Source organism: Parahoeflea olei (assembly GCF_001703635.1).
GTDB classification, from domain to species: domain Bacteria; phylum Pseudomonadota; class Alphaproteobacteria; order Rhizobiales; family Rhizobiaceae; genus Hoeflea; species Hoeflea olei.
This window is the reverse complement of the sequence record NZ_LQZT01000010.1, coordinates 1-12,437: the sequence shown is the minus strand read 5'-3', so window position 1 is coordinate 12,437 and position 12,437 is coordinate 1. Positions and strand designations below refer to the sequence as shown.

Annotated in this window: 12 protein-coding genes and 1 pseudogene; 11 read left to right on the top strand and 2 right to left on the bottom strand. The window is 66.0% G+C overall.

Features of this window, described 5'->3' with window-relative positions; all coding sequences use genetic code 11:
* The first annotated feature begins 150 nt into the window (after positions 1 to 150).
* The 8 genes from AWJ14_RS08020 (at position 151) to AWJ14_RS07985 (ending at position 8,294) form a co-directional block, all read left to right on the top strand.
* A complete protein-coding gene (locus tag AWJ14_RS08020) occupies positions 151 to 654 on the top strand; it encodes a hypothetical protein (RefSeq protein ID WP_066177232.1) in 504 nt (167 codons plus the stop codon).
* A gap of 42 nt (positions 655 to 696) precedes the next feature.
* Positions 697 to 1,881, top strand: a complete 1,185-nt coding sequence (locus tag AWJ14_RS08015) for a vWA domain-containing protein (RefSeq protein WP_066177230.1) — start codon at positions 697 to 699, stop codon at positions 1,879 to 1,881.
* A gap of 74 nt (positions 1,882 to 1,955) precedes the next feature.
* Positions 1,956 to 2,966 carry an aldose epimerase family protein gene (locus tag AWJ14_RS08010; RefSeq protein ID WP_066177228.1) on the top strand — a complete coding sequence of 337 codons (1,011 nt, stop codon included), beginning with the start codon at positions 1,956 to 1,958 and terminating at the stop codon, positions 2,964 to 2,966.
* A gap of 131 nt (positions 2,967 to 3,097) precedes the next feature.
* A complete protein-coding gene (locus AWJ14_RS08005) occupies positions 3,098 to 3,685 on the top strand; it encodes a TRAP transporter small permease (protein WP_066177226.1) in 588 nt (195 codons plus the stop codon).
* 5 nt (positions 3,686 to 3,690) lie between these two features.
* Positions 3,691 to 4,980, top strand: a complete 1,290-nt coding sequence (locus AWJ14_RS08000) for a TRAP transporter large permease (RefSeq protein ID WP_066177223.1) — start codon at positions 3,691 to 3,693, stop codon at positions 4,978 to 4,980.
* Between the two features lie 124 nt (positions 4,981 to 5,104).
* Complete coding sequence (locus tag AWJ14_RS07995) at positions 5,105 to 6,181, top strand: TRAP transporter substrate-binding protein (RefSeq protein WP_066177380.1); 1,077 nt, start codon at positions 5,105 to 5,107, stop codon at positions 6,179 to 6,181.
* A gap of 182 nt (positions 6,182 to 6,363) precedes the next feature.
* Entirely contained in the window at positions 6,364 to 7,269 is a 906-nt protein-coding gene (locus tag AWJ14_RS07990) for a PfkB family carbohydrate kinase (RefSeq protein ID WP_066177220.1), read from the top strand.
* A complete protein-coding gene (locus AWJ14_RS07985; RefSeq protein WP_066177218.1) occupies positions 7,260 to 8,294 on the top strand; it encodes a tagatose 1,6-diphosphate aldolase in 1,035 nt (344 codons plus the stop codon). Before AWJ14_RS07990 ends, AWJ14_RS07985 begins: the two co-directional genes overlap by 10 nt.
* A 17-nt stretch (positions 8,295 to 8,311) precedes the next feature.
* On the opposite strand, the gene AWJ14_RS07980 is transcribed toward AWJ14_RS07985, so the two are convergent.
* Complete coding sequence (locus AWJ14_RS07980) at positions 8,312 to 8,899, bottom strand: histidine phosphatase family protein (RefSeq protein WP_083220130.1); 588 nt, start codon at positions 8,897 to 8,899, stop codon at positions 8,312 to 8,314.
* Positions 8,900 to 8,945: 46 nt separating this feature from the next.
* Here AWJ14_RS07980 and AWJ14_RS07975 point away from each other — a divergent pair, with 46 nt between their 5' ends.
* Together AWJ14_RS07975 and AWJ14_RS07970 are read left to right on the top strand one after the other, a co-directional pair.
* The gene (locus AWJ14_RS07975; RefSeq protein WP_066177216.1) at positions 8,946 to 10,334 is read left to right on the top strand and encodes a hypothetical protein; all 1,389 of its coding nucleotides are present in this window, start codon (positions 8,946 to 8,948) and stop codon (positions 10,332 to 10,334) included.
* 10 nt (positions 10,335 to 10,344) lie between these two features.
* The gene (locus AWJ14_RS07970; RefSeq protein WP_066177212.1) at positions 10,345 to 11,430 is read left to right on the top strand and encodes a Gfo/Idh/MocA family protein; all 1,086 of its coding nucleotides are present in this window, start codon (positions 10,345 to 10,347) and stop codon (positions 11,428 to 11,430) included.
* 35 nt (positions 11,431 to 11,465) lie between these two features.
* Here the strand turns inward: AWJ14_RS07970 and AWJ14_RS07965 are convergent, their stop codons facing one another.
* On the bottom strand, positions 11,466 to 12,227 hold the full coding sequence (locus AWJ14_RS07965; protein ID WP_066177208.1) for a GntR family transcriptional regulator: 762 nt from the start codon (positions 12,225 to 12,227) through the stop codon (positions 11,466 to 11,468).
* A 104-nt stretch (positions 12,228 to 12,331) separates the two neighbouring features.
* Here AWJ14_RS07965 and AWJ14_RS22745 point away from each other — a divergent pair.
* Positions 12,332 to 12,437: pseudogene (locus AWJ14_RS22745) on the top strand (flagellar biosynthesis protein FlgA); the annotation flags it as partial.

The following is a 12,437-nucleotide window of genomic DNA, read 5'->3' as shown; positions in this document are numbered from 1 at the left end:
CGCGTTGGGGGAACCCCTTCGCGGCGCCGTTTCCGTTTTGCGGCCCGCTGCGGTGCATCCTGTCCCGGGGCGGTGGTCGCCGTCGCTGTGGCGCGTTTTCCGGTCTTGTGCGATAAGGGATGCGGGATCGCCGGCTCGGGAGAAGCTGTCATGGTCGTGCGGGAAGACAAGTGGTTCGAAAAGGCGGTCGCCGCAGCCGTCGGCCTGGTTCTGGTCTTGCTCGCCTTCGGCTGGGCCACCCGCGACGATCCCGCGAACAAGCCTTACATCGGCATCGTCGGCGGCGGTTTCATCTTCAATTACCGGGAAGCGCAGGTGTTCTACGGCTTTGTCGCCCATGTGCTCAAGCCGCTGCCGGCCGGCACCTGGATGATCACGGACTTCGAGGACCCCGCCGGCGGACCGCCGCTCACGGTCGAAACCCGGCTTCATGCCCGTTCCAGCCGCTACGGGGTGCATTCGCCCAAGGTGCGCGGGGTGAAGGCCGGACGGCCCTATCACGTCTCAATCCGGCTTTACGACCGCACCCGCTCGCAGCTGATCTGGCAGGAGGAGAAGAGTTTCGTGAGCCAGATCGACGACACGGTCGTGCCGGACAAGCCGTTGACGGTGGGACCGGGCTATTTCCCCAATCCGGAGCTTGAAGGCGGCTAAAGCGGTTGGCAAGCAAGCCGCGATGCGGCTAAGGTCGCGCGCATGTTCCTGCCGTTCTTTCTTGAGCTCAAAGCCGCCAAAGTGCCCGTCTCGCTGCGGGAATATCTTGCGCTGATCGAGGGGCTTGAGGCCGGGCTCGCCCGTTTCGACATCGAGGAATTCTACTATCTCGCCCGCGCCGTGCTGGTGAAGGACGAACGCCATATCGACCGCTTCGACCGGGTCTTCGCCCATGCCTTCCGGGGCGTGGAGGCGATTGCGGGCGAGGACGGGGTCGATGTGCGCGCGCTCCCGGAGGAATGGCTCCGGCGCATGGCCGAGAAGCATCTCAGCGACGAGGAGAAGAAGCTGATCGAGAGCCTGGGCGGGTTCGACAAGCTGATGGAGACGCTCAAGCAGCGGCTCGAGGAGCAGAAGGGCCGCCACCAGGGCGGATCGAAATGGATCGGTACGGCCGGAACCTCGCCCTTCGGCGCCTATGGCTACAACCCCGAGGGCGTGCGCATCGGCCAGAACGAAAGCCGGCACCGGCGCGCGGTCAAGGTCTGGGACAAGCGCGAATTCAAAAACCTCGACGATTCGGTGGAGCTCGGCACGCGCAACATCAAGATCGCGCTCAGGCGGTTGCGGCGCTGGGTGCGCGAGGGGGCGGCCGAGGAGTTCGACCTGCAGGGCACGATCCGGTCGACCGCCGAGCATGGCTGGCTCGACGTCAAGACCAGGCCGGAGCGGCGCAACGCGGTCAAGCTCCTGATGTTCTTCGATATCGGCGGGTCAATGGACGACCATGTCCGGGTGGTCGAGGAGCTGTTCTCTGCCGTGCGCAGCGAATTCCGGCACATGGAGTATTTCTACTTCCACAATTGCCTTTACGAGGGGGTGTGGCGCGACAACCGCCGCCGCCGGCAGGAGCTGGTGCCGACCATGGACGTGCTGCACACCTACGGCTCGGACTACCGGGTGATCTTTGTCGGCGACGCGGCGATGAGCCCCTACGAGATCGTCGCCGCCGGCGGTTCGGTCGAGCACTGGAACGAGGAGCCGGGCCAGGTCTGGCTCACCCGCGTGCTCGACCATTTCCCCAAGGTCGCCTGGCTCAACCCGACCCCGGAGGCCTATTGGCAGCATTCGCATTCGACCGCGCTGATCCGGCACCTGTTCGGCGACCGTATGTTCCCGATGACGCTGTCGGGGCTCGAGGCCGCGACGCGGCAATTGACGCGGTAAGGCGCCTGCGCCGCACGAGGTTTCGGGGCCGGCCCGGGATGACGCAACAGGCACCGATTTGAGGGAGACATGAGATGGCGGTCGAGGAATTCGGTCAGACGCAAGACGGCGAGACGGTGCATCGGGTCACGATCGCGGGCGGAGGGCTCACGGCGCGGATCATGACCTGGGGCGCGACGCTGCAGGAATTGCGGCTCGATGGCCATGGCGCGCCGCTCACACTCGGCTTCCCGGATTTCGCGAGCTACCCCGCGCATTCGCCCTATTTCGGCCAGACGCCGGGACGGCACGCCAACCGGATCGCCGGCGGGCGGTTCGAGCTCGACGGGGTTTCCTACCAGCTCGACCTCAACGAGCGCGGCGTCACGCATCTGCATGGCGGCCAGGCAGGAACCGGCAAGCGGGTGTGGAGGCTCGACAGCCACGGCGCCGACCACGCGGTGTTCTCGATCGTCGATCCGGACGGCCAGTCGGGCTATCCCGGCACCATGAAGATCGAAGCGCGCTACGAACTGCGCCCCGGCGGCTGCATGGCGATCACCTATACCAGCGTGACCGACCGGCCCACGCTCGCCAACATCGCCCATCACAGCTATTTCAATCTCGACGGTTCGGACACCATTCTCGACCACGATCTGATGATCGCCGCCGATCACTACCTACCGGTCGATGCGGACCAGATCCCGACCGGCGAGATCCGGCCGGTGGCGGGCACGGATTTCGATTTCCGCGAGATGCGGCCGATCCGGTGCGAGGGGCCTGACGGGCAGGTGCCCTATGACCACAATTTCTGCATTTCGCGCGAACGGGCGCCTGCGAGGACCATCGCGCTGGCGCGCTCGATGCGCTCGGGCATCGCCATGGAACTGCGCTCGACCGAACCGGGGCTCCAGTTCTACAGCGGCTTCAAGGTCTCCCCCTCGGTGCCCGGCCTCGAGGGCAGGACGTATGGTCCCTATGCGGGCTTCTGCCTGGAAACCCAGAGCTGGCCCGACAGCCCCAATCATCCGGGCTTTGCGGGGGCCGTGCTCCGGCCCGGGGAAACGCGGGTTCAGCACACCGAGCACCTGTTCATGCGCGACTGAGCGCCGGGAGCATGCGCCAAAATGCATCAGCCGGTGCGGGCTTGACAGATCGCGGGAAATAGAAGCCCATACACGGGTCTTATATAAGACTTGACGGGCGACTGGCTATTGGCTCTGGGAGGACCAAGACCATGACCGCGATACTGACCGTGCTGAGGCCGCTCGCGCATCTCAACACCTTCCTGCTCAGGATCGGGCGCACCGCCGCCTGGATGGCAATGGCGGCGATGGTGATCATCATCATGCTGCAGGTGGTGTTCCGTTACGCCTTCAACAATGCGCTGGCCTGGCCCGACGAAGCGGCGCGTTTCCTGATGCTGTGGATGACGGGACTGATCGCGCCCTCGGCCTATCGCTGGGGCGGGTTCGTGGCGATCGACATGATCAAGGACATGCTGCCGCGCAGGCTCGGATCGCTGCTCGGTCTGTTGCTCCTGCTGCTCTCTCTGGTGGTCTTGATCTATGGCTTTCGGTTGGGGCTCAACCATGTCTCGTCGGGCTGGCTGTTCAATTCGAGTTCGCTCAAGTTCCCGCTCGATTTCCTCGGCCTCGGGCTGGTGCGCGTCAAGCTTGCCTGGATGTACATGTCGCTGCCGGTCGGGCTGTTGCTGATGAGCCTCGTCAATGTCGAACTCTGCCTCAAGGCGCTCGCCCATCTGATCGATCCGGAGGCTGACCTGCCCGAGGACCATGACCGGGTGCTGGTGGCAGTGGAGTAGGGGCGATGCTGTTCTTCTTCCTGCCGCTGTTTCTGCTGTTCCTGATGATCGGCCTGCCGGTGTTCTTCGGCATGCTGGCAGCGCCCGGCCTGCTGCTGTGGCTCAACGGGCAGGAGCGCGACATCGCTCTGCTTTATCGCAACGTCTATACCGGGATGGATTCGTTCCCGCTGATGGCGATCCCGTTCTTCATGCTCGCGGGCGAGCTGATGAACCGCGGCGGCATCACCATGCGGATCGTCGAGTTCAGCCAGGCGCTGATCGGCCATCTCAAGGGCGGTCTCGCCCATGTCAACATCCTGTCGTCGATGCTGTTTGCCGGGCTCTCGGGCTCGGCGGTGGCCGATGTCTCGGCGCTCGGCTCGATGCTGATCCCGGCGATGGAGAAGAACGGCTACACCCGCCGCTTTGCCGCGGCGGTGACGGCCGCCTCCTCGGTGATCGGCCCGATCATCCCGCCGTCGGGCATCATGATCATCTATGCCTATGTGATGGGCGAGTCGGTCGCGGCCCTGTTCCTGGCGGGGATCCTGCCCGGCATCCTGGTCGGCGTCGGGCTGATGATCGTGGTGGCCTTGATGGCGCGGCAGAACGATTTTCCCGCCGCCTCCGCCCGTGCCAGCTGGCCCGAGAAGGGGCGGGCGAGCCTGAAGGCGTTCTACCCGCTGATGACCCCGGTGATCATTCTCGGCGGCATCTTGGGCGGCGTGTTCACGCCCACCGAAGCCTCCGCCGTGGCGGCCGTCTATGCCTTCATCGTGGCGCTGTTCATCCTCAAGACCATGGGCTGGGCCGATTTGCCGCAGGTGCTGACAAAGGCGGCGATGACCACCTCGGTGGTGCTCCTGCTGGTGGGGGCGGCGATGGCGTTCAAGACTGTCGTGAGCCTCAGCCACGCGCCCGAGATCATGGCCGCGTTCATCCTGGGGCTGACCGACGAGCCGCTGCTGCTGCTGTTCCTGATCAACCTGCTCCTGTTCGTGGTCGGCATGTTTCTCGACGCCGGACCCGCGATCATCATCCTGGCGCCCATTCTCGCGCCGATCTTCACCGAGCTTGGCGTGCATCCGGTGCATTTCGCCATCATCATGAGCGTGAACCTGACGGTGGGGCTCGCGACCCCGCCGATGGGGCTGGTGCTGTTCATCACCTCCAGCGTCTCGGGCGAAAAGGTGGAGACCATCGCCAAGGCGATCCTGCCGTTCCTCGCCGTCGAGATCCTGGTGATCTTTCTCATCACCTTCGTGCCGCAGATTTCCCTGTTCATGCCGCAGCTGTTCGGGTTCGCGCGATGAGGCGGGCGGGGCCTCGGCAGACGACAGGCGGGCCGGCCATGCTTGACAAGCTCCGGGGGCTCGTCGAGCTTGTCTCTTATACAAGACTTGGGCGACAGTTTCATCAAAGGGAGGTTCGATCATGATACTGAAACAGGCCATGAAAACGCTCGGTGCAGCGGCGCTCGGGCTCGCGGTCCTTGCCGGCAGTGCTGTGACGGCGGCGCAGGGGGCTGATATCACGCTCAGGGCCACCGCCAATTCCAACGAGAACGACGAGGACTATGACGGCCTTGTGGTGTTCAAGGACTATGTCGAGAAGGCATCGAACGGCGCGATCGCGGTGGAACTGTTCATCGGCACGCAGCTGTGCTCGACCGGGGCGGAATGCCTGCAGGGCATCGCCGATGGCTCGATCGACATCTACATCTCCACCTCGGGCGGCGCCTCGGGGATCTTCCCCTATGTGCAGGTGCTCGACCTGCCTTACCTGTTGCGCGACGACCGCGTTGCCGAGGCGGTGCTGACCGAAGGGCCGTTCGTGCGCGCCATGCGCGAACAGATGCTTGCCGATTCGGGCGACAAGATCCGGCTGATGACCATCGGCAACACCGGCGGATGGCGCAATTTCGCCAACACCAAGCGCGAGGTGCGGTCGCCGGCCGACCTCGCAGGCCTGAAGATCCGCACGGTGGTCGCCGACCTGCCGCAGGAACTGGTGCGGGCGATGGGCGCGTCGCCGACGCCGATCCCGTGGCCGGAACTGTTCACCTCGTTCCAGACCGGGGTGGTCGAAGGCACCCAGAATGGCATCACCGACATCATGGGCATGAAGTTCCCCGATGCGGGGCTCAAGTTCCTGACGCTCGACGGCCATTCCTACATGGGAGCGCTCTGGTACATGAACAACGATAGGTTCATGGGCATGGATGCAAGCATGCGCCGCGTGATCGTCGACGGCTTCGCCGCCCTGCAGCAGGCGACCTTCGCCTCGCCCAAGCGCAAGTCGATCGACGCCTACAAGGCTTTCGCCGAGGCCGGCGGTTCGGTCTATGTGCCGAGCATGGAGGAAAAGGCCCAGTTCAAGGAGGCGGCGGCGCCGGTGTTCGACTGGTTCAAGGCCAATGTCGACGGCGGCACCACCTTCTACGACCTGCTGGTCGCGGAAGCGGCCAAGGCCACCGAGGAAATCGACGCCGGCGCGGCCCTCGACACCAAGTGAGTTCCGGCATGCCGCACGGCCTGAGTGCCCGGGTACGCGCCCGGGCGGTCAGGTCTCGGCGGTCCGGGATGCCGCCGGCAGTGGGGCGCGTTTTCAATCTTGTGTCTTATATAAGACTTGATAGGGTTCCAGGCATGGCCCAGTTTTGCGGGTCTTCAGTCCGCCGGGAGTGAAGGGTGACGATGGCAAAGATCGTGACGGCCGGCGTGGCCGTGGTGGATTTCGTGTATTTCCTGGACGAGATGCCGCGGCTGGCCGAGAAATACCGGGCCAGGGATGCCGCCATTACCGGTGGCGGCGGGGCGGCGAATGCAGCCGTCGCCGTGGCCCGGCTCGGCGGCACGGCGCTGCTTGCAAGCCGGCTCGGCGACGAGCAGGTGGCCGACATGATCATGGCCGGGCTTGCCGAAGAGGGCGTGGACTGTTCCCTGGTGCGCCGCTTTGCGGGCTGCCGCTCCTCGTTCTCCTCCGTGTTCATCGACCAGGCGGGCGAACGCCAGATCGTCAATTTCCGCGATCCCGCGCTGCCGATGAATTCCGACTGGCTCGAGGCGGCACTGCCCGATGATTTCGATGCCGCGCTTGCCGATACGCGCTGGCCCGACGGGGCCGAAGCGCTGATGCGGGCCGCCCGCGACCGTGGCCTGCCTGGTGTGCTCGACGCCGAGGCGCCGACCCGCGAGGCCGAGGCAGCGCTGCGGCTTGCAAGCCATATCGCCTTTTCGGCCCAGGGCCTGCGCGACTGGGCGGGGCACTCCGATCTCGTCCGGGCGCTCGCCGACATCGCTGCCGAGACCGGGGTCTTCGTCTGCGTGACCGACGGTGAAAACGGCGTGCGCTGGCGCCACGGCGGCGATCAGGGCTCGGAACCGGCCTACCGGATCACGCCGGTCGACACGCTCGGCGCCGGCGACATCTGGCACGGCGCCTTCGCGCTGCGGCTGGGCGAGGGGGCGGAACCGCCCGAGGCGATCCGCTTCGCCAATGCCGTGGCGGCGATCAAATGCACGCGATCGGATGGCCGCGCGGGCTATCCGACGCGGGCCGAGACCGAGAGCTTCATCAAGGAGGCGCACCCATGCAGTTGAGCGCGGGAAAACTGTGGGGCATGCGGCGCATGGCCGACGCGGGCGGCCTGTTCAAGATGACGGCGGTCGACCAGCGGCCGCCGATCAAGGGGCCGATCGCGAGGCGCCACGGTGTCGCAGAGGCGCCCTGGCAGGCCGTCGCCGATTTCAAGAGGCTGCTGATCGAGACGCTGCAGGACGAGGCCTCGGCGATGCTGCTCGATCCGCATTTCGCCATTCCGCGCGGGATCGACGCGCTCTCGCCGGCCAAGGGCCTGATTGTGACGCTCGAGGATTCGCTGTTCACCGAGACACCCGACGGCCGGCTGTCGTCCGGGATCGACGACTGGTCGGTGGCCAAGATCAAGCGCATGGGCGGTGACGCGGTCAAGGTGCTGGCCTGGTACCGTCCGGATGCCGCTGCGCATGTGCGCGCGGCGCAGAAGGATTTCGCCAAGCGTATCGGCGAAGACTGCGCGCGCTATGACATTCCCTTCCTGTTCGAGCTTCTGGTCTATCCGCTGCCAGGCGACGCGCACCAGAGCACCGACTACATCGAGATGACCGGCAAGCGCACCGACCATGTGCTGCAGTCGGTCGCCGATTTCGCGGATCCGGACTTCGGCATCGACGTGTTCAAGCTCGAAAGCCCGGTCGCGGCCAGGGATGTCCCCGAAGAGGAAGACGCCGAGGTGCAGGCGGCGTTCGACGAGATGGGGCGGCTTGCCGGCCGGCCCTGGGTGATGCTGTCGGCGGGCGCCGGCAAGACCGAATTCCGCAACATCCTCGCCCATGCCTATCGCGCCGGCGCCTCGGGCTATCTCGCCGGCCGGGCGATCTGGCTCGAGCCGTTCGGGTTCTATCCGGATTGGGAGGCGATGCGAAAGGGGCTCGAAAGCGAGTCAGTCGACTATATGCGGGCGCTCAATGCGCTGACCGACCAGGCTGCGACGCCCTGGCACCGTCACGCGGTCTACGGGCCGGACGGGGCGCGCTTCTCCCCGGCGGACAAGGGCTTCCGCCACGGCTACGGCGATTTCGGCTGATGCCTGGCCGCGCCCGCCTAGTCGAGCAGCAGCCGGTTGACCACGCGGGGGCGGTCACCGGGATTGACCCCGCGCGCGATGATGATGGCTTCGCCTTCGCGCGGCGTGGTGCCGGAGATCGCCCGGATCAGAACGGGATGGGTGACCATCAACTGGTTGCCGGCGCTGTTGAACGCCTCGACCTGGGCGATCAGCTCTTCCGGAATGTCATCGGGATCCGCGCCGCCGACGATCGAGTTCAGATAGGCCCGGCTTTCCACGTTGCGGCGACCGAAAGCGAGTTCGGCGGTTTTCAGCGCACGGCAGAACTCTCCGGAATAGACGGCGCTGATGGAGACCGCGCGGGCGGCGAAGCGCATGCCGATTCGGCGCGCTTCCTGAATGCCGCGGTCGGTGAGGTTTCTGCGGGCGTCGCAGTCACCGATATCGGGATCGAGCGGTTCCCCGCCGGGGGCGCGGGCGTGACCGAGCAGAATGGTGTAGCCGCCCTGCGCCAGACGCGCCCAGGCCGCTTCCGTGGCATGGCCGCGGGTGGGCAGGGTGACGGCGACGATGGCCAGGGCAAGGATGGCGGCCGGGGGCCAGCGTCTCAGGATCGGGTTCATGAAGCCAATCTAGTGTTTTTAAACGGGGATGTAAGGGGCCAACGGCATGTCCGGTAATTCTCTCACACTCGGCGTCCTGCCCTTGGGGCGGCCGACCTTCGACGTGGGTTTCGCCGAGGAGATGCTCGCGGCCATGCGTGCCGATCTTGAGGCCCTGGGCCACCGCCTGGTCGGCCCCGAAACGCTGCTGATGGACGCGGCTGCAACCGAGGCGGCGATGGCGGAGGTCGCGGCGGCTCGGCCGGACCGGATCCTGATCCTGCAGGTCACCTTCACCGACGCGGCGATGACCTGCCGGATCGCCGACCGGTTCGATCAGCCACTGGCCATCTGGGCGGTGCCCGAGCCGCGGCTCGGCGGTCGGCTGAGGCTCAACGCCTTTTGCGGGCTCAATCTCGCCTCCCATGCGCTCGGGCTGCGCCACCGGCTGTTTTCCTGGCGCCATGCCGCGCCGGGCACACCGGGGCTCGAGAAACTGTTCCCGGAAACGCCGATGGTCGCGCCGCTTGCGACCGAAGCAAGCAGCGCGGACCCCGCCGAGGGGCGCGCGCTCATCGACCAACTGCGCGGCAGGACCATTGCCCGCATCGGCCGGCACCCGGAGGGGTTCGATACCTGCGGCTATGACGCGGATCGGCTCGCGGTGCTGACCGGCATCAACGTGGTGGGCTTCGAACTGGCCGAGCTGTTCGCGCGGGCGCAGGCGGCGCCGGAAGCCGACGCCGCCGCACTCCGCGAGAGCGCGGCTGAAAACCTCACGGGCCTCGATCGCGTCGACCAGGCCGAGCTCGACCGGTCGCTGAGGCTCAAGCTCGCGCTCGACGGCATGAAGCGCGACGGCGGCTTCGACGCCTTCGCGATCCGCTGCTGGCCGGAAACCTTCACGGAGTATGGCGGCGCGGTCTGCGGCCCGGCCTCGATGATGGGCGAGGGGCGCGTGCCCTGCGCCTGCGAGGCCGATGTCTACGGGGCTGCGACCCAGCTTCTGCTGCAGGCGGCAGCGGACGCGCCGGTGTTCCTGGTCGACCTGGTCGATCTCGATGTGGACGACGACACCGGGGTGGTGTGGCATTGCGGCCAGGCGCCGGTGTCGATGGCGGACCCGGATGCGCGCGCCCGTGCCACGATCCACACCAATCGCAAGATGCCGCTGCTGTTCGAGTTTCCGCTCAAGCCCGGCCCTGTCACCTTTGCGCGGCTGAGCCAGGCGCGTGGCGAGCAGTGCCTCGTGCTCGCGCGCGGCGAGATGCTTAAGCGCGAGATGGCGTTCACCGGCACCTCCGGTGTGGTGCGGTTCGACCGCCCGGCAGGCGAACTGCTCGCCCGCGTGATCGACAGCGGGCTCGAACACCATATGGCGCTCGCCTATGGCGACCATGTTGCGAAGCTCGAAAGTTTCGCCGCGGCCGCCGGGCTGCCGGTCCTTCACCTCTAGGGTCATCGCCATGAGAGACATCAGATACGGCATCATCGGCTCGGGCATGATGGGGCACGAACACATCCGCAATATCGGCCTGATCGAGGGCGCGCGGGTGAGCGCAGTGTGCGATCCCGATCCGGGCATGCGCTCGATCGCGTCCAATCTCGCAGGCCCCGGCTGTGCGAGCTTCACCGATCACATGGAGCTCATTGAATCGGGCCTGTGCGACGCGCTGGTGATCGCCGCGCCCAACCACCTGCACCATCCGATCCTCAAGGACGTGCTGCCGGCGGATCTGCCGATCCTGGTGGAAAAGCCGCTCTGCACCACGCTCGCCCATTGCGAGGAGATCCTGGCGTTGGCGGAAGGACGATCCGCGCCGGTCTGGGTGGCGATGGAGTATCGCTACATGCCGCCGGTGGAGCGGCTGATCGCGGCCGCGGCGTCGGGCGAGACGGGGCAGGTGCGGATGATCTCGATCCGCGAGCACCGCTTTCCCTTCCTCAGGAAGGTTGGCGACTGGAACCGGTTCGAAGACAGGACCGGCGGCACGCTGGTGGAGAAATGCTGCCATTTCTTCGACCTGATGCGGCTGATCGCGAAGTCGGAGCCGGTGCGGGTCTATGCCTCGGGCGCGGCGGACGTCAATTTCCGCGACGAGACCTATGATGGCCGCACGCCCGACATCCTCGACAATGCCTATGTCGTGGTCGATTTTGCCAATGGCGTGCGGGCGATGCTCGATCTGTGCATGTTCGCCGAAGGCTCGACCTGGCAGGAGGCGATCGCGGTGACCGGCGATGTGGCCAAGGCCGAGGCGCTGGTGCCGGGGCCGGCGCGGTTTGCGCCCGACGGCAAGGAGCGGCATTCCGAATTCGTGCTGTCGCCGCGCGCGAGCAAGCAGGAGCACCGCGAGGTCATGCATGTCGATCCGGCAATTCTCGCGGTCGGCGATCATCACGGCTCCACCTATTTCCAGCACCGCAAGTTTCTCGACCTGGTCAACAAGGGCGGCGTGCCGGAAGTGTCGCTCGATGACGGGCTCAAGGCCGTCAGGATCGGGCTTGCGGCGGAACGCTCCGCCAAGACCGGCCAGGCGATCGCGCTGTAGCGCATCCGGACCGTCTGTTGGTCGGCGGCGCGCGATCAGCGCAGATTGACGGCGTAATGGATCTCGCGGGTGATGCAGCGCGACCATCTCAGCTCCACCGGACGGTTTTCGAGATCGCGGGCGACACGGCTGATCAGAAGCAGCGGTTCGCCCGTGTCGCAGCCGAGCTTGGCTGCGTCGCGCGCGCTGGCCGCGATCGCCTTCAGCCGCTCCTCGGCGCTGGCGATGGTGATGCCCCACCGCTCCGAATAGAGCCGGTAGAGGTTGTTGGGGATGATGGTCAGGTGGTCGAAATCGGGGAAACGGCGCGCTGGCAGGGTGATGGTCTCGATCAGGATCGGCTGGTCGGAGAGCGAGCGGATGCGCTCGATGCGGAACACCCGGTCTCCCTTTTCGAGACGCAACGCCTCGGTTTCCGTGGGCGTCGGCTTTGCGTGCCCGGTGCTCAGCACCCGCGAATCGGGGAAGCTTGGCGTGCCCTGGTCGGGTGACAGCCGGAAAAACTGGAACAGGATCCGGCTTTCCTCGGGTTCGGCGACATAGGTGCCGCGGCCCTGCCGGCGCATCAGCAGATTGTCGGCGGTCATCGAATCGAGCGCCTTGCGCACCGTGCCCTGACTGACATTGAGCTGGCGCGCGAGTTCGATCTCGCTCGGCAACAGCATGCCGGGCAACCATTCGCCCTCGACCAGGCGACGCATCAGCCTGTCGCGCACCTGTGCGTAGAGTGGCTTGTAGCCGATTGCCTCTGGGGTTGTGGGATCGGCAGGGGAGGCACCTTCGTTTTTCTTTTCCATGGCTTTACCCGGTTGACATTCCAGCTCCACCATATCTTATATCTTATACAAGAGCTGTCCACTGGGCAGTTTCGTATTTCACCATTTCCTGATTGGAGGACCAAGTGAGCACCCCCCATTTGCTGGTACATGAACACGCGGACAATGTCGGCGTTGTGGTTGTCGAGGGCCTGAAGGCCGGGACGAAGATGCTGTGCGTGGTCACGCATG

What these genes read in the sequence shown, in the direction of transcription:
- AWJ14_RS08020 (WP_066177232.1), top strand. Translation starts at nt 151, where the DNA reads ATGGTCGTGCGGGAAGACAAGTGGTTCGAAAAGGCGGTCGCCGCAGCC.
- AWJ14_RS08015 (WP_066177230.1), top strand. Translation starts at nt 697, where the DNA reads ATGTTCCTGCCGTTCTTTCTTGAGCTCAAAGCCGCCAAAGTGCCCGTC.
- AWJ14_RS08010 (WP_066177228.1), top strand. Translation starts at nt 1,956, where the DNA reads ATGGCGGTCGAGGAATTCGGTCAGACGCAAGACGGCGAGACGGTGCAT.
- AWJ14_RS08005 (WP_066177226.1), top strand. Translation starts at nt 3,098, where the DNA reads ATGACCGCGATACTGACCGTGCTGAGGCCGCTCGCGCATCTCAACACC.
- AWJ14_RS08000 (WP_066177223.1), top strand. Translation starts at nt 3,691, where the DNA reads ATGCTGTTCTTCTTCCTGCCGCTGTTTCTGCTGTTCCTGATGATCGGC.
- AWJ14_RS07990 (WP_066177220.1), top strand. Translation starts at nt 6,364, where the DNA reads ATGGCAAAGATCGTGACGGCCGGCGTGGCCGTGGTGGATTTCGTGTAT.
- AWJ14_RS07985 (WP_066177218.1), top strand. Translation starts at nt 7,260, where the DNA reads ATGCAGTTGAGCGCGGGAAAACTGTGGGGCATGCGGCGCATGGCCGAC.
- AWJ14_RS07980 (WP_083220130.1), bottom strand. Translation starts at nt 8,899, where the DNA reads ATGAACCCGATCCTGAGACGCTGGCCCCCGGCCGCCATCCTTGCCCTG.
- AWJ14_RS07975 (WP_066177216.1), top strand. Translation starts at nt 8,946, where the DNA reads ATGTCCGGTAATTCTCTCACACTCGGCGTCCTGCCCTTGGGGCGGCCG.
- AWJ14_RS07970 (WP_066177212.1), top strand. Translation starts at nt 10,345, where the DNA reads ATGAGAGACATCAGATACGGCATCATCGGCTCGGGCATGATGGGGCAC.
- AWJ14_RS07965 (WP_066177208.1), bottom strand. Translation starts at nt 12,227, where the DNA reads ATGGAAAAGAAAAACGAAGGTGCCTCCCCTGCCGATCCCACAACCCCA.